This window comes from Sapientia aquatica (assembly GCF_004358105.1).
GTDB classification, from domain to species: domain Bacteria; phylum Pseudomonadota; class Gammaproteobacteria; order Burkholderiales; family Burkholderiaceae_D; genus Solimicrobium; species Solimicrobium aquaticum.
In genome coordinates this window covers 770232-790314 of sequence record NZ_SMYL01000001.1, presented here as the reverse complement: position 1 = coordinate 790314, position 20083 = coordinate 770232, and the positions used below count along the sequence as shown (strand labels likewise).

At 48.8% G+C, this 20083-nt stretch carries 15 protein-coding genes, 2 tRNA genes and 1 riboswitch; of the genes, 10 read left to right on the top strand and 7 right to left on the bottom strand.

Annotated elements, in window-relative coordinates; genetic code table 11:
* Window positions 1-137: 137 nt before the first annotated feature.
* Entirely contained in the window at window positions 138-1505 is a 1368-nt protein-coding gene (locus E2I14_RS03560) for a DEAD/DEAH box helicase (RefSeq protein WP_133325452.1), read from the bottom strand.
* A 185-nt stretch (window positions 1506-1690) separates the two neighbouring features.
* The gene (locus E2I14_RS03555; RefSeq protein ID WP_133325450.1) at window positions 1691-2482 is read right to left on the bottom strand and encodes an inositol monophosphatase family protein; all 792 of its coding nucleotides are present in this window, start codon (window positions 2480-2482) and stop codon (window positions 1691-1693) included.
* Between the two features lie 225 nt (window positions 2483-2707).
* Here E2I14_RS03555 and E2I14_RS03550 point away from each other — a divergent pair, with 225 nt between their 5' ends.
* Together E2I14_RS03550 and E2I14_RS03545 are read left to right on the top strand one after the other, a co-directional pair.
* Window positions 2708-3481, top strand: coding sequence for an RNA methyltransferase (locus E2I14_RS03550; protein WP_133325448.1), 774 nt, complete (start codon window positions 2708-2710; stop codon window positions 3479-3481).
* Between the two features lie 471 nt (window positions 3482-3952).
* Window positions 3953-5872 (top strand): type IV pilus assembly protein FimV, encoded by a 1920-nt coding sequence (locus E2I14_RS03545; RefSeq protein ID WP_454877243.1) that lies wholly within the window; start codon window positions 3953-3955, stop codon window positions 5870-5872.
* Window positions 5873-5877: 5 nt separating this feature from the next.
* On the opposite strand, the gene E2I14_RS03540 is transcribed toward E2I14_RS03545, so the two are convergent.
* Window positions 5878-6678, bottom strand: coding sequence for a PP2C family protein-serine/threonine phosphatase (locus tag E2I14_RS03540; protein ID WP_133325444.1), 801 nt, complete (start codon window positions 6676-6678; stop codon window positions 5878-5880).
* 99 nt (window positions 6679-6777) lie between these two features.
* On the opposite strand from E2I14_RS03540, the gene E2I14_RS03535 reads away from it, so the two are divergent.
* The 7 genes from E2I14_RS03535 to E2I14_RS03505 all read left to right on the top strand — a co-directional run bounded on the left by E2I14_RS03535 (window position 6778) and on the right by E2I14_RS03505 (window position 16910).
* Complete coding sequence (locus E2I14_RS03535) at window positions 6778-6978, top strand: YdcH family protein (protein ID WP_133325442.1); 201 nt, start codon at window positions 6778-6780, stop codon at window positions 6976-6978.
* A gap of 92 nt (window positions 6979-7070) precedes the next feature.
* Window positions 7071-9098, top strand: a complete 2028-nt coding sequence (locus E2I14_RS03530) for an ATP-dependent DNA helicase (RefSeq protein WP_227544568.1) — start codon at window positions 7071-7073, stop codon at window positions 9096-9098.
* A gap of 110 nt (window positions 9099-9208) precedes the next feature.
* Window positions 9209-10873, top strand: coding sequence for a 3-(methylthio)propionyl-CoA ligase (locus E2I14_RS03525; protein ID WP_133325440.1), 1665 nt, complete (start codon window positions 9209-9211; stop codon window positions 10871-10873).
* A 121-nt stretch (window positions 10874-10994) separates the two neighbouring features.
* On the top strand, window positions 10995-13070 hold the full coding sequence (locus E2I14_RS03520) for a 3-hydroxyacyl-CoA dehydrogenase NAD-binding domain-containing protein (RefSeq protein ID WP_133325438.1): 2076 nt from the start codon (window positions 10995-10997) through the stop codon (window positions 13068-13070).
* A gap of 91 nt (window positions 13071-13161) precedes the next feature.
* Window positions 13162-13251 (top strand) — tRNA-Ser (locus tag E2I14_RS03515).
* A 232-nt stretch (window positions 13252-13483) separates the two neighbouring features.
* On the top strand, window positions 13484-13897 hold the full coding sequence (locus E2I14_RS03510; RefSeq protein ID WP_133325436.1) for a hypothetical protein: 414 nt from the start codon (window positions 13484-13486) through the stop codon (window positions 13895-13897).
* A gap of 240 nt (window positions 13898-14137) precedes the next feature.
* Window positions 14138-14223: riboswitch (cyclic di-GMP riboswitch) on the top strand.
* A gap of 77 nt (window positions 14224-14300) precedes the next feature.
* Window positions 14301-16910 carry a S53 family peptidase gene (locus E2I14_RS03505; protein WP_206105567.1) on the top strand — a complete coding sequence of 870 codons (2610 nt, stop codon included), beginning with the start codon at window positions 14301-14303 and terminating at the stop codon, window positions 16908-16910.
* A 62-nt stretch (window positions 16911-16972) separates the two neighbouring features.
* Here E2I14_RS03505 and E2I14_RS03500 read toward each other — a convergent pair.
* Window positions 16973-17049 (bottom strand) — tRNA-Arg (locus E2I14_RS03500).
* Window positions 17050-17284: 235 nt separating this feature from the next.
* On the opposite strand from E2I14_RS03500, the gene E2I14_RS03495 reads away from it, so the two are divergent.
* Entirely contained in the window at window positions 17285-17935 is a 651-nt protein-coding gene (locus E2I14_RS03495; protein WP_133325434.1) for a c-type cytochrome, read from the top strand.
* Between the two features lie 156 nt (window positions 17936-18091).
* Here E2I14_RS03495 and E2I14_RS03490 read toward each other — a convergent pair whose 3' ends face one another.
* The 3 genes from E2I14_RS03490 to E2I14_RS03480 form a co-directional block, all read right to left on the bottom strand.
* Window positions 18092-18478 carry a hypothetical protein gene (locus E2I14_RS03490; RefSeq protein WP_133325432.1) on the bottom strand — a complete coding sequence of 129 codons (387 nt, stop codon included), beginning with the start codon at window positions 18476-18478 and terminating at the stop codon, window positions 18092-18094.
* A 161-nt stretch (window positions 18479-18639) separates the two neighbouring features.
* Window positions 18640-18852 carry a hypothetical protein gene (locus tag E2I14_RS03485; RefSeq protein WP_133325430.1) on the bottom strand — a complete coding sequence of 71 codons (213 nt, stop codon included), beginning with the start codon at window positions 18850-18852 and terminating at the stop codon, window positions 18640-18642.
* Between the two features lie 23 nt (window positions 18853-18875).
* On the bottom strand, window positions 18876-20039 hold the full coding sequence (locus tag E2I14_RS03480) for a methyltransferase (RefSeq protein ID WP_133325428.1): 1164 nt from the start codon (window positions 20037-20039) through the stop codon (window positions 18876-18878).
* Between the last annotated feature and the right edge of the window lie 44 nt (window positions 20040-20083).

Genomic DNA, 20083 nt, shown 5'->3' with positions numbered 1-20083 from the left:
GTTCATGGCCGCAACTACTGGGCATCGGCAGTCTAGCAAATTAATGTCCCACGAAAAATAAAAAAGCCGAATCAATCGGCTTTTTTTATTTAAATTCAATAGGATAGAAACTTATTCTAATCTACTACATTAGATAATCATCCACGCCCACGACTGCCGCTACTGCTTCGTCGGGCTGTCGCATTGGGTGCTTTACTACCCGGGCGCGAACCTGAACCAGTGGCCGGCGCGACATTGGGTTTTCTTGCGCCGGAATTGGCTGCACCCGCTTTGGCAGGGGCGCGGCGTTGGCCAGAATTAGGACGCTGTTCTGGATGGCTGCGTAATTGAATTGGCTGCGGTTTGGCGTTTAAATCTGGTTCAAATCCGGGAACTACTTCGCTGACGATCTTACGCTTAATGAATTTCTCAATGTCCGCCAACAATTTTAATTCATCGACGCAGACCAAAGAAACCGCCTCACCACCAGCACCAGCACGACCAGTGCGGCCAATGCGATGCACGTAATCTTCCGGCACATTCGGCAGGTCATAGTTGACCACGTGCGGCAATTGGTCAATATCGATTCCGCGTGCCGCGATGTCGGTTGCGACCAAGACTTGCAAGCTACCGTCTTTGAATTCTGCTAGGGCTTTGGTGCGTGCCGATTGGCTTTTATTGCCGTGAATTGCCATGCTGGTGATATCGACTTTGCCCAATTGCTCAACCAATTTATTGGCACCATGTTTGGTGCGGGTGAAGACCAAAACTTGCGACCATTTCAGCGTTTTAATTAGATGCGCCAATAAAGTGTGTTTGCCGTCGCGGTTCACTGGATGCAGTTTTTGCGAGATAACTTCCACCGTAGAGTTGCGGCGCGCCACTTCTATCATTGCAGGTGAATTAAGAAGTTTATCGGCTAATTCTTTGATTTCATTAGAAAATGTTGCTGAGAAAAGCAAGTTTTGGCGTTGCTTCGGAAGCAATTCTAAGATTTTGCGGATGTCGCGAATAAAGCCCATATCCAACATACGATCGGCTTCATCGAGCACCAAAATTTTGATTTGGCTTAAATCGATGGTGCCCTGACCAATGTGATCGAGCAGGCGACCCGGGGTGGCAACCAGTGTATCGACACCGCTTTTGAGTAATTTGATTTGCGGATTAATTCCAACGCCGCCGAAGATCACGCCGGAAGTCAGAGGCAAATACTTGCCGTAAGTCCGCACGCTTTCTTCGACCTGAGCGGCTAATTCACGCGTCGGGGTTAAGATCAAAGCGCGAATGGCGCGGCGGTTGGTCGCTGCCGCTCCCGCTGGCTTACTCAGGGTGAGCAAACGCTGTAACAAGGGCAGGGTGAAGCCTGCCGTTTTACCTGTGCCAGTTTGGGCACCAGCCAACAAGTCTTGCCCAGTCAATACTGCTGGAATGGCTTGCAATTGGATAGGTGTTGGCGTGGTATAGCCTTTTTCGCTGACGGCGCGAAGAATTTCTGGGGCTAAACCGAGTTCTAAAAATGTGGTCATTGAGTGGGTAATAAGTGATGCTGCAACAAAGTGATGAATTGAGTTGAAACGGTTTGTTCAACGGGTTCTTAGATCAAAAACAGGATTAAGAATAGGTTGAAAAGGATCGACTAACAATCACAAACAATCATTGAGTCGGAATAGAGAAGGCGACCGCCTAAGGGCAGTCGCCAGCAGAAGAAAATTTATGCGAACGGTTTGAGAATATTGACCATTTGAGCAAATACTTTTGGATTAGCAGAAATCACGTCGCCCTTAAATAGGTAATCCGATTCGCCGCTAAAAGTACCGGTAATTCCGCCAGATTCGGTCACGATTAAGGAGCCCGCTGCAATATCCCAAGGCTTTAAGCCTTTTTCAAAGAAACCATCCAAACGCCCCATCCCAACATAAGCTAAGTCAAGCGCCGCCGAACCAGGACGACGCAAGCCTTGGCATTTGCCCGACATGGCTTTAAACATAGGGATGTAGTTGTCGATATCGGTTGCGTTACGGAACGGGAAGCCAGTACCAATTAATGAATCAGCTAATTTGTCGCGCTTGGTCACGCGGATACGTTTGTCGTTTAAAAACGCGCCAGCGCCTTTGGTGGCGGCAAAGAGTTCATTGCGAGTAGGATCAAAAATAACAGCTTGGGTAATTACGCCAGCTTGTTGCAGAGCGATGGAAACGCAGTATTGCGGAAATCCATGCAAGAAATTGGTGGTGCCATCTAACGGATCAATAATCCAGACGAATTCGCTATTCGGATTCAAATTAGCCGATTCACCCGATTCTTCTGCTAAAAACGCGTGGCTTGGATAGGCGCTGCTGAGCACTTCAATAATGGCAGCTTCCGCCGATTTATCTACATCGGAGACATAATCGTTGTGCTGTTTTTCAGTGATATCGATTCGATCTAAGTCGAAGGATGCACGATTGATGATGGTCGCGCCACGGCGCGCGGCTTTAATCGCCGTATTTAGCATAGGATGCATAGTATTTCCGTTAAAATGTCGTTCACACGCTTGCCATTAGGCAATATTCGAGTAATTTATCTACTCTTGTATAGTAGTAGCCAGCGCATAAAATTAAAGAGCAATGTGTTTTGAATTCTGAATTGCCAATTAAGTGGAAATAATATGGAAAACTAGTCAAAACGCAATAGTTCGCGCATTCTACCTGAAATACCCCCACATCTCAATTTAGCTGATCTTAAATACATGCCCCCGACAAGTTCCTGCGCCTCCCCACCCAATCCTGCTCATCCAACACTTTTTGATCGTTTGCGGTTTGTTTTAGTTGAAACCAGCCACCCGGGCAACGTCGGTTCGGTCGCGCGCGCGATGAAAACAATGGGATTTTCACAGCTTTACTTAGTTAATCCACGCTTGCCCGATGTGTTGTCCCACCCCGAAGCAATTGCCATGGCCAGCGGCGCGACCGACGTATTAGAGCAGGCCGTTATTGTCTCCACCATTCAAGAAGCCTTGGTTTCGTGCGATCTGGCGGCGGCGGTTAGCGCGAGGCTGCGGGAGTTTTCGCCGCCAGTTTTAGATCCGCGTCAGTTTGCGGAAAACATCAACTCTGCCGCAAACATCAACGCCGCATTGATTTTGGGCAACGAACGATTTGGCCTGCCCAATGAGATCGTCGAAAAATGCAACTATCTCATCAACATTCCCGCCAATCCACAGTATTCGTCGCTCAATCTTGCACAAGCCGTACAAGTTTTAGCTTACGAATGCCGCGTCACCGCGCAATTGGGCAATACTAATGTGAATAACGTGGGCTTTAAGGGAGAAGTTGCGTCGCTGGTTGATATTGACGCCATGTTTGAACATTTAGAGCAGGGCTTGATTGCAATTAAATTTATCGATCCGGCCAGTCCCAAAAAACTGATGCCCCGACTTAAACGTTTATTTGCTAGAACCCAACTAGAAATTGAAGAAATTAACATTTTGCGTGGAATTGCCAAGAAAATGTTGGACAAATAAGTTCCTGAAGTAAATAATATTGGTTATTAGAAAAATAATACCAATAGGAAACATTTTTGGCGGCGCAATAAAACTGACTGTTTTCGGGAAAGTAATTCACTTTTTTGCAAAGTTTCTTTTAAATCTCCCTGTTTGTATTATCTTAAATAGTTAACAGATGGCAATTAATAGTGTTAATTTCCACTAATACCTAATGCTGCCGGTGTTAGCATCGACTTAAGCGCTGACCACTTAGTGTGGCGGAACCGATTTAGCCAGCTAACTTTGCGCTGCAATTGAACTTAGAGCAATACCAGTATTGTTTAGATAATTTGGTTAGGTCATAAAAATACTAACAATTAACTTCAATTTATTTAAATAAATCCGTATCAGCAGGAGCCTATTATTCGTCATTTTGATCGCCATTTTTCACTGAACGTCATTGCCTTTGCATGTTTGACAGTATGCAACCCGTCGGCTTACGCAATTGGCGTGGGCGATGTGTCGGTTCGCTCTGGCATAGGGCAAATGTTACGCGTTCAAATACCAGTGAATGGCGCAACAGAAGATGTATTAGTGCCGAGCTGTTTCAAAACTAAGATTGAAACCTTAAACGGCGATTTAATTGCTGTGCCGCACATCGAGTTTGGCTATTCGGCGCAATCGTCAAAAACCGTTTACCTTAATCTGAGCACCAAAGTCGCCATCTCAGAACCGGCGATTAAATTGTCGGTCTCCGTTGTCTGCGGCACGTTGATACAACGCGAGTATTCCTTGCTGCTCGATTATCCCGAATCGCCTTCCTATATTGCTGCCACCAAGTCAGCGATTCCTGCGGTAGCAACGACCGAGCTTCCCGTGGTTGAGTCAACACAACCGGCTGAAACGAGCGCTGTCGCTGGGGCCAAAACGTCGGACTTAGCCCCCAACAACAAGCCGACGCGTAGTAAACGCAAACACGATCGTGCCGACGGCAGTAGCGCGGCGCCCGCGGATGTTACTGCAGTTCCGGTGACGAACAAAGCGATGAGTCCCTCGCTCAATCTGGATGTGCCGAAAAAGAAGCACAAGCGTGACGACTCAGCGCCAAAGCTCAAGAACGTATTAAAAATTAGCAATCAAGAAGCGACGAGCGAATACGATCTCAAAATGTCGCAAACGATGACCGAGCAATCGACCGCGCCAGCGGACCAAGTGCGGATTCAAGAAAACAAACTTGCGCAAGCGCGCTTTGCCGCTTTGTTGCGCGGAGAAGACCCAGACGCTGCGTCACAAATTTCCACCAAAAACGATCAGGCGAAAATTAAAAAGCTGGAAGCCGAAGTGGAACAGTTGAAACAGCAAAGCAAGTTAAAAGCGCAACAAGAAGAAAAAACACCGCCGCTGGTTATCGGACTGATCCTACTGGCAGTGACTTTACTCGCCGGATTAGTTGGCGCAATTTGGATGGCCGTGCGCCGTTCGCGCCAAGAAAAGCAACAAGCTTGGTGGGACCCAACTACCGATCAAAAGAAAAACGTGAAGGAAATCGTTGACTCATTGCAGTCCAGCGCAGAGCAGGGCAACCTTGATCCAGTGTCTATCATCGAGCACCCGGCTCAACCTAAAGTTGCTGAAATCAATCCGAAAAACGATTCAATTGAATATCCCGTGTCCAACACCGAACCCAATCCCAAGTACAAACGCATGGGATTGCCGGCATTGGAAGATACCAATAGCAGCACATTTAATTTTTTCACAGCACGCGGCAACTCAATTCAGATTGAAGAGATTTCGGATATTACCCAAGAAGCCGAATTCTGGATGTCGGTCAATGACCCGCAACGTGCCATCGAGATTTTAGAGCAGCAAGGTTTAGATGACGATCCTTCGATGCCCATTACTTGGTTGTATTTGCTCGACTTGTATCGCTTAGTCAAAGATGAGCAAAAGTACACCGAGTTGCGACGCCGCTTCAAACGTAAATTTAACGCCAGTATTCCTGAATTTAATGAAGAGATTGATCCTAAGGGCTTACGTCACTTAGATGACTTTCCGCATTTGGCGGCAAAATGTTGCGCTCTGTGGGATAGCAGCGACATCCTGCCGTTTTTGGAATCTTTATTAGTGGACGACCGCGAAGGCGCACGAAATGGCTTTGATTTACCGGTTTATCGCGACATTTTATTTTTGATTTCAATCTGCAACGAGATTCAACGGACTAAAAAGCTGTTCCCCGTAACACCTAGCGCTTCCGCTGCGCCGGCAGCTGCCATTGCATCGGACGCGCCCAGCTTCAATGTTGAACCGATTCAAACATTGCCAGATTTGGATGTGAAGCAAAACGAGACAAGCGAATTCAACGAATATCCTAATTCGCTGAATTTCGACTTATTGGATTTTAAGATTGAGAAAAAAGAAGACGACAAATAAAGCGCTTAAATCGCACGGCGCATTTTTTCGACTTTGTAGTTCTTCTCTACCTTCGGCGGTTTGACCAACTTCACCAAAGCAAGCGTGCAATTATCGCCGCGCGAGCGCGCTCTTTCTCGAGCTTTATTGATCAACATTTCTGCAGCAACGCGGGGAGTATTGGCGGCCACGACTGCGCCAAGTTCACGATCCGTAAAGTAATGCCACAAGCCATCTGAGCACAATAAAAACGAATCAGTCGGTTTCAGATCGTCGTATTCGCTAAATGTAATAAACGGCTCTGTCGTGCTCGAACCCAATACATTCACCAAAATATTGGACAAGGTATGAGTTTTGGCTTCTTCGGCGGTAATTTTGTTTTCTGATACCAGCTTTTCGACATAGGAATGATCAATCGTACGTTCGATCAAGTTCGGGCCAGAGAAACGGTATAAGCGAGAATCACCAACATGCGCCCAAACTGCGCGGTTATTGGGAGTAATGATTAATATGACAATCGTGCTGTGGGGCTCTTTTTCGGCGGAAATACCCGACAATTGAATAATCGTGTGCGATTCGCGGATGATGCTTTCTATGCATTTAGCGACGTCGTCTTCTGGGCCAAATTCCTCAAATAATTGCTTTGCAGTACGGACGACTTGTTCTGCTGCTAAGGCGCCACCGCTTTTACCACCCATGCCATCGGCGACCACCGCCATCATGAATCCAGGTGCTTTGGGTGCGGCAAAAAGGCCAGCGCGATCTTGTTGTTCGTTGCGATCACCGATGTGCTGGCCAGTTCCTGCTTCGATCTTATATTGGCTCATAACTCTTGCTTAGATTAAACTGATGGACTGAATTACTATTTAAGAATAAATTATCACATGTAATCGCAGACATAACATTAACTTTCTTCAAAGAAATCCATGAACGATCACTCCGAGATACAAAACCGCATTACCTTGCTCAAGGTTGAACATCGAGACTTAGATATCGTCATTGAGAGCTTGATTTTAGCGGGGCATACCGACGAATTACAGTTACAGCGACTAAAAAAACGTAAGCTACAGTTAAAAGATCACATAAAATTGTTACAGATGCAGCTAATTCCGGACGTTCCCGCTTAACACACCGCACAACCAGCTAAAACCAACACAAATTCACCCCACACTGACTGTTTAACTATTCTTCCCTCAACCCATTTTCCCCAAAGCTGATTTTGACCGAAACATCGCATTCCAACCTGCCGCAGTTAGCCAACCCCGAACTCCACATTCACGATGCCGATATTGAAAGGCTGTTTGGCCCAAACGGTCAATTAGGCTCGGCTGTTAGCAGTTATCGACCGCGGCACGCACAAATTGAAATGGCTAAAGCGATTGCTCAAGCGATTGTCGGGCAAACCACGCTGATTGCCGAGGCTGGCACCGGAACCGGAAAAACGTTCGCCTACTTAGCGCCCGCGTTGCTGTGGGGCGGGAAAGTGATTGTCTCTACCGGAACAAAAAACTTACAAGATCAACTATTTTTGCGTGATATTCCAGCGATTCGTTTGGCCCTCGGTGCGCCGGTTTCGGTGGCTTTGCTGAAAGGACGCGCCAATTACCTGTGCCATTTTCACTTAGAACGCACGCAACAAAACGGACGACTGACATCGCGCGAAGACGTGGGTTATTTGCGCGATATTTCTCGCTTTATCAAAACAACGACCAGCGGCGACAAAGCCGAATTATCGCAAGTGCCAGAAACTGCGTTAATCTGGAATTTGGTCACATCCACCAAAGAAAACTGCTTGGGCTCGGAATGCCAGTATTACCAAGATTGCTTTGTGATGAAGGCACGCAAAGAAGCGCAAAAAGCCGATGTGGTGGTGGTGAACCACCATTTATTTTTCGCCGATGTGGCCTTAAAAGATACTGGAATTGCCGAATTATTGCCTTCTGCTAACACTGTTATTTTTGACGAAGCGCATCAATTGCCGGATACAGCGACGTTATTCTTTGGCGAAACCATATCTACTTCGCAAATCTTGGAATTGTGCCGCGATGTCTTGGCGGAAGGACTTTCCCACGCGCGCGATGGCGCCGAATGGGCCAAGATTGTGATGCCGGTTGAAAAAGCAGCGCGTGATTTACGGCTGTGCTTCCCGCCCGAGCAAGTCAAATTGTCGCTACCGCAAATTGCGCCTTCCAGCGATTTTTTCCCAGCTCTGGAAACACTAAAAGAACACTTAAGCACTTTATTGGAGACGCTAGAAAAGCAAGCGGAGCGCGCCGAAACGATTGAGCTATGCCGCGTCAGAGCGTTGGAATTATCCGATCAACTTGATAGCTGGGGCAAAGAGCCGCCCAAAGCGTCCGAGCTAGCAGGGCAAGAATGCGTGTTGTGGGTCGAAGCCTATTCCAGCTCGCTGCAATTACATCGCACGCCGCTCTCGATTGCCCCGATTTTCAATAAACAGCGCGAAGGCAACTCGCGCGCGTGGATTTTTACCTCGGCAACCCTAGCAGTAAAAAAAGACTTCTCGCATTACACCGCGCAAATGGGCTTAGGCGAAGAAACGGCAATGAGCTGGCCCAGCCCGTTTGATTATGCCAAACAAGGAATTTTGTACATTCCAACCGGCATGCCAGAGCCGCGCTCACCGAATTACACCGATGCCGTAATCGACGCTGCATTGCCGGTACTAATTGCTTCGGGTGGTCGAGCATTTTTACTTTGCACCACCTTGCGAGCGGTAAAACAATCGGCAGAACGCTTACGGGAAGAATTCGCTGCGCGCAATTTAAACTTCCCGTTATTTGTACAAGGCGAATCCGGGCGTACTGAACTACTCGATAAATTCCGCCAAGCGGGTAACGGCATCCTGGTCGGCAGTCAAAGCTTTTGGGAAGGGATCGACGTGCGTGGAAAAGCGCTTTCCTTGGTCGTGATTGATAAGCTGCCTTTTGCGCCACCCGATGATCCCGTTTTATCTGCGCGCATCAATGCGATGGAACGGCAAGGCAAAAACGGTTTTGTGCATCATCAATTGCCGGAGGCAATCATCAACCTTAAACAAGGAGCAGGGCGTTTAATTCGCGACGAAACGGATCGTGGCGTGCTGATGCTATGCGATCCTCGTATCTTGTCCAAGCCCTACGGCGCGCGCGTATGGCAAAGTATGCCGCCGTTTAGTCGCACCCGCGAATTAGCTGTGGTGGAAGAATTTTTCCGCAGCTTAAAATCGGGCGACGATCCAGCATAAGCAAGACAGCCGAACTAATTAATCATGCAGCGCAGCATGATTAAACGTTGACTAAAATCAACCCATTCCAGCATCATCGTTACCGTTTTTATATTGCATAAAAAGGCGTAATGATGACCACCCCACAACACTCCAATCATGCCCCGATGCTGGGGCAAATGATGAATAAGCCATTGCTTATTTCCGGCATTATTAAACACGCTGACCGCTATTTTGGTGACAATGAAATTGTGTCGCGGCGCGCTGAAGGCGATATTCATCGAACGACCTATAAACAACTTCATCAGCGCGCGAAACAACTTGCCAACGCGCTGGCAAAGTTCGGCATTGGCGCCAGTGACCGAGTTGCGACACTGGCTTGGAATGGTTATCGTCATTTGGAACTGTATTACGCGGTGTCGGGCTCAGGCTCTATTTTGCACACCATCAATCCAAGGCTGCACGCCGATCAAATCAGCTATTTGTGCAATCACGCGGAGGACCAAGTACTGTTTTTTGATGTGACTTTTTTGCCGATAATTGAGGCGATTGCCGCACGTTGCAGCACGGTAAAAGCTTTTGTCTTATTAAGCGACGCCTCGCATCTCCCTGCTAATTCCGTCATTCCAAATCTTTTGAGTTACGAGGACTTCATCGCAGGTCATAGTTGCGAATTTGAATGGCCCAATTTCGATGAAAATACAGCGGCGTCGCTGTGCTATACCTCTGGCACAACAGGCAATCCCAAAGGCGTTTTGTATTCTCACCGTTCCACCGTTTTGCATTCCTTTGCCTCAGCCTTGCCCGACGCGATGAATATCGGCTCGCGCGACGTGATCCTGCCGGTCGTTCCCATGTTCCATGTCAATGCGTGGGGCATTCCTTATTCGGCGCCGTTGACCGGGGCGAAGTTGGTTTTCCCTGGGCCCGCATTAGACGGAAAATCGCTATATGAATTAATGGAACAAGAACAAGTTACTTTTTCAGCCGGAGTTCCCACTGTTTGGCTGGGGCTGATTCAGTACATGGAACAACAAAAAGTTAAATTTTCCAGCCTTAAGCGCACCGTTATCGGCGGATCAGCTTGCCCACCGGCGATGATGAAAACCTTGCGCGAAAACTACGCCGTGGAAGTGGTCCACGCTTGGGGCATGACGGAGCTGTCACCGCTCGGCACAACCGCCACATTGCAAGCCAAACACCTCACTCTGCCGAAAGCCGAGCAAGATGCCTTGCTCCAAACGCAAGGACATCCCTTGTTCGGCGTGGACATGAAAATCGTCGATGACAATGGCAAGGAGTTGCCCTGGGATGGAACTACCTTTGGCAATTTATTGGTTCAAGGCCCTTGGATTCTCGATCATTACTTTAAAAACGAAGGTGGGCACGTTTTAGAAGACGGCTGGTTTCCAACAGGAGATGTCGCCACCATTAATGCCGATGGATATATGCGCATTACTGACCGCAGCAAAGACGTCATTAAATCGGGCGGCGAATGGATAGGCACAATCGATATTGAAAACGTAGCGATGTCGCATCCAGCCGTTTTACAAGCCGCTTGCATTGGCATTTTTCATCCCAAATGGGACGAGCGCCCATTGTTACTGGTCGTTTTGCGACCAAACGTGGCATTGGGAAAAGACGAGTTAATCAAATTCTTTGACGGTAAAGTCGCCAAATGGTGGCTGCCGGACGATGTGCTGTTTATACCGGCATTACCGATAGGCGCGACCGGTAAAATCTTAAAAAATAAACTGCGCGAAACCTATAAGGATTATGTATTGCCGAGCAAATAAACTAATTTCGGCAGCCCTTCATTCATTTAACCAGCGCGTGACGATTAATTGATAAACAGCGATTACTGATAACATCTACCTTTATCGATTTAACGTTTCACTCACTAGCAGAGGACTCTACATGACAGCACAATATCAAGCGCACGGCAGCGTCGCAGTAATCACGTTAAACAATCCGCCGGTCAACGGCATGAACTTGGAAACGCGCGGCGCCGCTGTTGACGGCATCAATCGCGCTTTAGCGGACGATGCAATTACCGCGATCATTATTACTGGCGCGGGCAACGCGTTTTCTGGTGGAGCGGATATTAAAGAATTTAACTCACCCAAGTCTTTGGCCGAGCCAAACTTACACACATTAATCGATGTGGTTGAGAACTGCACCAAACCAGTAATTGCGGCAATTCATCATGTTTGTATGGGCGGCGGTTTGGAATTATCCCTTGGATGCCATTACCGGATTTCCACGCCCGATGCACAAATTGCCTTGCCCGAAGTTAAATTAGGCTTGCTGCCCGGCGCGGGCGGGACGCAGCGCTTGCCGCGCGCTGTTGGATTAGAAATTGCATTAAAAATGATTACCACTGGCACGCCAGAGCGCGCATCTGATTTAGCCAAAACGGCGTTGTTTGATGAAATTATCGACGGTGATTTCTTCGCAGGTGCTCTGGCATTTGCACAAAAGGTGGCAGCCACTCGGCCTTTACCAAAAGTACGTGACCAAAATGTGAGCCATTCTCATTTTAGCGACGTCATCGAACACGCCAAGAAACAAGCCAAACGCGGATTCCTAATCGCGCCGCTCGACTGTATCGAGGCTGTTTCGGCATCTGTTACGATGCCGTTCGATGAAGGAATCCTATTTGAGCGCCAGTTGTTTTACACACTGGTGGCGGGCGCTGAATCGAAAGCGCTGCGTCACGCCTTCTTTGCCGAACGCGCCGCCAGCAAAATTCCCGACGTACCGGCGGATACGCCAATTCGTGCCATCAAATCGGCCGCAGTAATCGGCGCAGGCACCATGGGTGGCGGTATTGCGATGAATTTTGCCAACGCCGGCATTCCAGTAAAAATTCTAGAAACCAAAGAGCAAGCGCTTGAAAAGGGCTTAGCGACTATCGCGAAAAATTACCAAAATACGCGCGACAAAGGCAAATTAGGCCCAGAGAAATGCGAGCAACGGATTGCGCTGATTTCGGGTACGTTGGACTACGCCGACATTGCCAACGCTGACATCGTCATTGAGGCTGTATTCGAAGACATGGGCGTAAAGCAATCGGTATTCGAACAGCTTGATAAAGTGATGAAACCGGGCGCGATCTTGGCCTCCAACACATCGACCTTGGATTTAAATCAAATCGCCAGCTTCACCAAACGCCCCGAAGACGTCGTCGGTACGCATTTTTTTAGCCCAGCTAACGTGATGAAGTTATTGGAAATCGTGCGTGGCAAACAAACCTCGCGCGAGGTCTTAGCAAGTGCCATGGCACTGGCTAAAAAACTCAAAAAAATTGGCGTTGTGTCTGGCGTGTGCGACGGCTTCATCGGTAATCGCATGCTTGAAAAATACATTCAACAGGCAGGTTTCCTATTAGACGAAGGTTGTTTGCCTGAACAGGTCGATAAAGCGGTCGAGAAACTGGGTTTCGCTATGGGCCCATTCCGCATGGGAGATTTAGCGGGTAACGACATCAGCTACGCCATCCGAAAACGTCGCGCCATCGAAAAACCTGACATGGTGTACTCAAAAACCGCCGATAAATTGTGCGATCTGGGTCGCTTCGGACAAAAGACCGGAGCAGGGTGGTACGACTACCAGCCCGGCGACCGCACCGCGCATCCTTCCGAATTGGTGCGCCAATTAATCGAGCAGCATTCCACCGAAATCGGTTTAACGCGCAGAACAATTTCAGACCAAGAAATCGCTGAACGTTTGATTTACGCCTTAGTCAACGAAGCGGCCTTCATTCTGGAAGAGGGCATCGCTCAGCGTGCCTCCGATATCGACATGGTTTATTTAAGCGGTTACGGATTCCCACTGCATCTAGGCGGCCCGATGTTATACGCCGACACGATTGGATTAGCCAACGTGGAAAAAGCCATCCGCCACTATGCACAAGGGCATTACGGCAATGTATGGGAAGTCGCACCATTGTTACATTCGCTAGCCAGCAAAGGGCAGGGGTTTAACGGCTAACCTTGAGCTCGGCTTATTTAATGCTTTATTTCAAGTAATTCAACTGCAACTACTAGCCAGAACTTAAAACCCTAGATATAATAGCGGGCTTGGAAGGTTGGCAGAGCGGTTGAATGCACCAGTCTTGAAAACTGGCGAGGTGTTAAAGCCTTCGTGAGTTCGAATCTCACACCTTCCGCCAAATATTTAAATACCCGCTTAGTGCGGGTATTTTTTTGTCTATTGGATCTCGCCCCTTTTAATAATAAGTTAGCAACTCCGTAGCAATTAAGCCGCAAAAAATACTAAACCAAGGCTTTTTTACTTTTCCTCACCGATTTTTCAAATAAATTGTTTTTTCCGAAAACTATCCTAGACTGAAGTACCAGATTGCTGCGCGTCAATATTGTTGACTACAAATTTAGGATAAAGACATGAATCTTTCCGATAAACGCATTCATCATCGCGTTCAATGTTTTAACTATCCCTTTGAACACGACTATATTCCGATGTGGGTGTTTACAGCTAATCACGGCGTTGCGGCGCTGGTCGTCAACTTAAGCTTTAGCGGGATTCAACTGCTGACAGAATCGGACGAGCCACTTTTGCATCCAAAATACAATCTGGTGTTTATCAACGAAGCCGATCACGAACAAAGCATCCACACTTCTTGCCAGATTAATCTCGTTTGGAATGACAAATCGAGCAGCTTCTACAACACGTCGGGTTTTACCTTTGACGGAAACGTCGAAAACATCATTAAAACGCAATTAAAAAAATTCCATCATGGCATGCAGCCGTATTTGCGTTGCGAGCTGCAAGAGACATCACAGTACATTTTGAATTGATTAGCACCAACTTTGTGCCAAGCCGACTAGAGAGCTAAATAAGGCGACAATAGCTTGCGTGTTAGCCAACTAAAATCAAAGCGCCAAAGTAGCATGCGGAGCTCAGCTTACCTGCTTACTAGATCGAGGCAACGATGCTGTAGACAATTCAATCTAAAAATTTAGCTTGCATTATCACCTTCTGAGAATTAACATTTCCATGTGGAAACTATATTGGTTTCCAAGTGATTGTTTTAAACACAATCTCCTGGGCAAACCCGTCGAAAGGCGGGGACGCAAAGCCTCCGGCCTACAGCGCATGGCGCAATGGTAGCGGGGTTGCCGATAGTACTGTTCTGTCCTTTATCGGGCAGACCACGCACGTCGCATCGAGCACGTCCAGGCTGACTTTAAGGACTTGCCCATGCAACGCTCGATTCAACCTCTCCCCATTTCTCTCAAATTGCTGGTTACTGCGGTCGGGACAGCCTGTTTGCTATCGGCATGCGGCGGCAAAACTGACATGGCATCGGCTCCGACCAGCACGGCACCCGCTGCAATAACGAGCTCAACATTAGTGTTCGACGGTGGTGCAACTGCGGCGCAGGCAGCTGGAGCGACATTCGAGCCAACATACCATCTCGCCCCTGTTCTGCCTGATACGCCGAGCGCAATCGATGCAGACGGGTCGTCCAGTTCAGCCCATGAAGCGCCGCAAGTCAAATTGATTCCCGAAGCGGTTCGCCGGAACTCCACGAGCCACCTTGCGGTATCCAAGCTGGTTGCTGGTGAAACTGTGACCATGTCACCATCGGCGAGCACAGCAGCGACAACCGTGTATTACCGTCCGGCCCAAATTCGCGCAGCCTACGGATTGCCGGCGCTTCCTGCCAGCTATGCCAATTTGTCGGCGGCTCAGCTCGCGCAGTACGGAGCAGGGCAGACAATTTATATTATCGATTCCTTTGACGACCAGATGATCGCTGGCGAATTAGGAGCTTTTAGCCAGTTATTCGGTCTTCCCGCATGTAACAGCGTCACATTGGCAGCAAATGCCAGTCTTCCACTTTCTGCACCATCGAAAAATGGTTGTGATTTCTATAAAATCTACAGTGGTGCTAACGGTACGATGAGCGCCACAGCGCCAGCCTACGATGCTAAGTGGGCGGTCGAAACTGCGCTGGATGTGCAGTGGGCGCATGCCATGGCGCCCTTGGCACGTATCGTATTGATCGAAGCACCAAACGCCACATTTGGCGGCATGACCGGTGCAATTCAGCTAGCTAACAAGATGGGTCCTGGCGTTGTGTCGATGAGTTTTGCTGGCAATGAAGGCAGCTACGTTTTGGGTGCCGACAGCTATTTCCAAGCACCAAACATGACGTATTTTGCTGCCACGGGCGACAGTGGGGCGGCAGTCAGCTGGCCTGCGGTTTCGCCAAACGTAATGGCGGTGGGCGGTACCACACTCAATTACAGCGGAACCGGTGCACGTTCCGAAGTTGCTTGGTCCAGCACCGGCGGCGGTATCAGCGCGTTTGAGCCGACACCTGCCTATCAGACCACGAAGTCAGCAGGGATGCAAAACTATGGTTTCCGCGCAGTCGCCGACGTGGCCTTTAATGCCGATCCGAATTCCGGCCAGATGACTGCTGTGATTCCCAACCAAACGACTTGCAGCTTCTGCCAAGTATCTTGGGTGATTGCCGGCGGCACTAGTCTGGCCACGCCACAGTGGGCCGGCCTAGCAGCCATCGCCAACGCAATGCGGGTTCAGGCAGGCAAGGGCATGCTGGGTGATCCGCATGTCGCGCTTTACACGCAAATTGCTTCGACCGCTGCCACCTACGCCGCTGACTTTTATGACGTTGCTACGGGTAACGATGGCACTTGCGCGGTGTGCGTGACCAAAAAAGGATATGACGTTCCGACTGGTTTAGGCACGCCCAACGCCAGCGCACTAATTAATACCTTAACTGGCCTGCAAATGGCGTCAGCACCATCGGTCAGCGGCGGGTATTCAATCAGCGCCATTGCGGGCAAAGCCATGACATTTACCGCGACAGTTACTGACGCCAACGCCTACACAATGAGCTTGCAGGGCGCACCGAATGGCATGACCATCAACAGCAAGGCGGTAGTAACTTGGAATTCGCCAGTTGCTGGAACCTACACGGTCAACGTCGTGGCGACAGACAGTAAAACCGGTTTGACTGGTCAAGGTGTGTACACCGTTTTCGTGGCAACGGCCACTGTACCGGTCATCAGCAGCGGCACAGTCGCCGTCACCGCAGGTCAAGCGTTGACTTTCCCAGTAGTTGTCAGTGACGCCAATCCTACGAGTTTAACCATTTCCGGCAATCCGTCCGGGATGACATTGAGCAGTGCAGGGCTGGTAAGCTGGGCCAAACCAGTCGCAGGAACCTATTCCGTAACGATCACCGCAAAAGACATGATTAATGGATTGTCGGCTGTTGGTGTGTATAGCGTTATCGTCAACAAAACAGCGGGACCGGTTGTCATCGGCGGCAATGTCGCAGCGGTCGCAAGCACGCCAGTCAACTTTACCGTGACGACCACCGACACCAACCCGTGCACGTGGTCATTAGCAGGCGCACCAACTGGCATGTCGATCAGTGCAAACGGTGCCATTAGTTGGAATTCTCCGATAGCCGGAAGCTACAGTGTGAACGTTGTGGCCAAGGATAGTAAAACCGGTCTGGTCGGCACAGGCGTGGTCGGATTTACAGTGACACAAGCAGGTGGTCCGATTGTTACAGCCACTGGACTGACCGGCAAAGTAGGGACGCCGTTAAGTGGAACCATTCAAATCAATGACAGCAGTTCCAATATCAGTGGAGTAGGTATTGGCGGGGCGCCAGCAGGAATGAGCGTAAATGCCTCGGGCGGCATGAGCACCTTTTCGGTGAAGTGGAGTGCACCCGTTGCTGGCACATACAACTTGCAGGTATCTGCCACCGATGCAGCTGGGAAAAGCACTGCGGCCAGCATCATCGTCTCGATCACCAACTGATAATCTTCCTGAATCCGGCCAGCGCAGAAGTAGTGCGTTGGCCGGGCAAGGGCTTGCAATTTTGGCCTGCCCTGCTGGAATCGAACCAGCAACCTATGCCTTAGAAGGGCATTGCTCTATCCAGTTGAGCTAAGGGCAGTTATTGAGGCAAAAGCCGATACAAACATGGCTGTTACGCGAAGGCCGAATCATACCTTTTATGGACACTTTGAACAAGTGCCGATACGTAATCACGACGCAAAAACTTCTCCTTCCAGCCGCGTGCGATGACAGTTGTACTCGCCCAATTTCGAAGCGAAACAGTTGACTTGAATCAACGATCTAATTGCTGATTACGCCTAGACTTCTCCCAATTACTTACTGGGAGAAATACCTTGAATCCACATTGGTCTAAATGGACGCACGTGATAGCAATTTGCGCGCTATGGGCTATCGTTTTGCCGTGCCAAGCGCAAACTATTACCGACCTTTCTCCGCTGGATGATCAATTGAAGGGCATTTTGGCGAGTCCATCGGCGACCGAGAAGTCGATAGCGAAAGCGCATAACTTCAGCTTTTTTTGTGCCAATTGCCACGGACCTGATGGCAATAGCCTAAAGACAGATGTCCCGAATCTCGCCGGCCAAAATCCTCATTATTTGCTCACTCAAATCGATAAGTTTGTTAAAGGCCAACGCCAATACGAATTTATGCAAGGGCTAATGAAAATGTTAAGCGAAGAAGATCGGATTAATGCGAGTGTATTTTATTCAAGCAAAGCAGTGAAACCTGCAAGTAATGTCACTTCATCAAACGGCCAAAAAATTTACTTGCAGCGCTGTGTGATGTGCCACGGCCAACAAGGTTTGGGTGGCGAATCGATTCCGCGTTTAGCTGGCCAGCAAATTGGTTATCTAAGAGCGTCAATCACACGTTATCGCGACAAAACAGGCGAACGCATTTATGCGCCGATGAGCGCAATTACAAACGGATTGCAGAATAACGAGATCGTGGATTTGGCGAATTATTTATCCAGTTTGCGCTGAGGTAGGATCGGTCTAAATTGACGAAAACCGGCGTCGGTAAATATAAGCATAATTACGCATAATTTATATTATGTAAAATTATGTTTATTCTTTCGCAGTGCTGAATTTGAACTCTTCGCCACTATCGTCTTTACCGTGCCAGGCATAAATCAACATCTATTCTTGTAAGTCAATTACAGCCGGATCAATTCCAAGATGATGCATCAACTCCCTGAGGTTCATTAACGCGGCAAAGAATTCGGCCGAATGGTCCGCATCCCCTGGCGCTGAATTACCGTAAGCGGCCATCGTCATTCTGGTAAACAGATTCTCCACCGCGTTGGCGGACAGTTGCGTTTGGTGCGGCACATCGAGTCCAGCTGTAGCGGCGATTTGGCGGATAGAAGCCTGTTTTGCGTGTACCTGAGCGCCTGGCTCAAGAACTGCTTTAGTGCGGCTGATTTCTTCCTCGATCAGATCAATTGCACGCTCAATTTCTAATGGGGACGGTAGATTTTTCGCAAATATCTTGGCGACATTTGACCAACCCACTTGTAAATTCACGCCATGTGCTTGCCTGCGTCAATCGGGGCGATTGAAATCGAATTGTTTTCAATCAATAGATCATAACGAGTGCTCATATTCATTGGCCCATGCTTGGGGATTCGCGCTAAAATTAAACCTCAATTATTCAATAGGTTAGAAAATAAACCTAATGAATAACGTTAATGATGATGCGCCCATTGGCTATCGGTAGAATTCAAAAATGACTGTACGGCATCCGCTTGGCCGGTTGCGTGGCGATACAATTCGCCGCAATCACAGATGCCTTGATAGGGCTGAATGTGGGAGCAGGCCGATACTTTTTGCAGAAAAACCTGTACCGGTTTGGCGCATTTTTTGCATTTAAAAGTCAGAATGCGGGCTGGTTTAGACATTGTTTGAATTCCTTTGTGGCTAGTTATTTAATCGTCAAACGCCATAACGAAGTGATTTCAGCGGCACGAGCGGCGTGCAATGCATCTTCGGTATCGGCGGTTTTTGGGTGCTTAGGTTTAATGTCTAGGCGTTCAATTATCCGAAGTCCGGCGGCTTCAATCCATGCTAGCAAATCAGAACGTGGGCGCAAGCCTAAGTGTTCTGCGATGTCGGATAGAATTAACCACCCTTCTCCACCGACGTCCAAATGTTCAGCTAATCCGCTCAAAAAGCCTTTTAACATTCTGCTTTCGGGATCAAAGATCGCGTATTCGATCGGCGAACTTGGCCGCGCGGGAATCCACGGAGGATTGCACACGATTAGCGCCGCTCTTGCGTCGGGAAATAAGTCTGTTTTGAGCAACTCCACTTTATCGCTCACTTCAAGCTGTCTGAGATTGTCTTGGGCGCAAGTCAAGGCGCGCTGATCTTGATCGGTCGCGATAATTTTTTTGATGCCGCGCTTGGCTAATAAGGCTGCAATTACGCCAGTTCCGGTACCGATGTCAAAGGCCAAAGTGCTCGCCTTATCTGGCAGTGGCGCGCTCGCAATTAGCGAAATATATTCGCCGCGAACTGGCGAGAAAACGCCGTAATGCGGATAAATTACACCTTCCAATTCTGGAATCGCGACGCCCTTTTTACGCCATTCATGCGCGCCGATTAGCGCCTGCAATTCACGCAATGAAACAATCGAATTAATGCTTGAATCGGTACGCGGTCCGTACGCTTCAACGCAAGCCTGCAGCACGTCGGGTGCACGTTTTAAGGGCACGCTGTAATCGCTATTCAATGGAATCAACACCATCGCCAACACGCGGGCACGTTGCGATTGGGCTTGGCGATGCAGATTAAATAACTGAGCGGGGCTTACCGGCGTTTCGTCGTTCGTTTTTTTGCGTGATTTTTTTACTGGTCGATCACATCGTCTAGCCAAGGCTTGCAACAGTTGGCGGGCGTTTTGAAAGTCGCCTTGCCATAACAAGCCGCAGCCTTCGCAGGCCAATTTATACGCCGTGTCAGCGTTTAAGGTGTCGTCGGCCAGAATGAAACGCTTAGGCGGCAACGAGCCATTTTCCGCACGCCACAAAACCTGCTGGGTTTGCGGGGCTTCTTGCCATTGGAATACTTCTTGGGTGAGTTTCATTAAAGTCGATCTGAGTTGGCTTGTGCGCTAAAGGTTGTGAATTG

What these genes read in the sequence shown, in the direction of transcription:
- E2I14_RS03560 (WP_133325452.1), bottom strand. Translation starts at nt 1,505, where the DNA reads ATGACCACATTTTTAGAACTCGGTTTAGCCCCAGAAATTCTTCGCGCC.
- E2I14_RS03555 (WP_133325450.1), bottom strand. Translation starts at nt 2,482, where the DNA reads ATGCATCCTATGCTAAATACGGCGATTAAAGCCGCGCGCCGTGGCGCG.
- E2I14_RS03550 (WP_133325448.1), top strand. Translation starts at nt 2,708, where the DNA reads ATGCCCCCGACAAGTTCCTGCGCCTCCCCACCCAATCCTGCTCATCCA.
- E2I14_RS03540 (WP_133325444.1), bottom strand. Translation starts at nt 6,678, where the DNA reads ATGAGCCAATATAAGATCGAAGCAGGAACTGGCCAGCACATCGGTGAT.
- E2I14_RS03535 (WP_133325442.1), top strand. Translation starts at nt 6,778, where the DNA reads ATGAACGATCACTCCGAGATACAAAACCGCATTACCTTGCTCAAGGTT.
- E2I14_RS03525 (WP_133325440.1), top strand. Translation starts at nt 9,209, where the DNA reads ATGATGACCACCCCACAACACTCCAATCATGCCCCGATGCTGGGGCAA.
- E2I14_RS03520 (WP_133325438.1), top strand. Translation starts at nt 10,995, where the DNA reads ATGACAGCACAATATCAAGCGCACGGCAGCGTCGCAGTAATCACGTTA.
- E2I14_RS03510 (WP_133325436.1), top strand. Translation starts at nt 13,484, where the DNA reads ATGAATCTTTCCGATAAACGCATTCATCATCGCGTTCAATGTTTTAAC.
- E2I14_RS03505 (WP_206105567.1), top strand. Translation starts at nt 14,301, where the DNA reads ATGCAACGCTCGATTCAACCTCTCCCCATTTCTCTCAAATTGCTGGTT.
- E2I14_RS03485 (WP_133325430.1), bottom strand. Translation starts at nt 18,852, where the DNA reads ATGTCTAAACCAGCCCGCATTCTGACTTTTAAATGCAAAAAATGCGCC.
- E2I14_RS03480 (WP_133325428.1), bottom strand. Translation starts at nt 20,039, where the DNA reads ATGAAACTCACCCAAGAAGTATTCCAATGGCAAGAAGCCCCGCAAACC.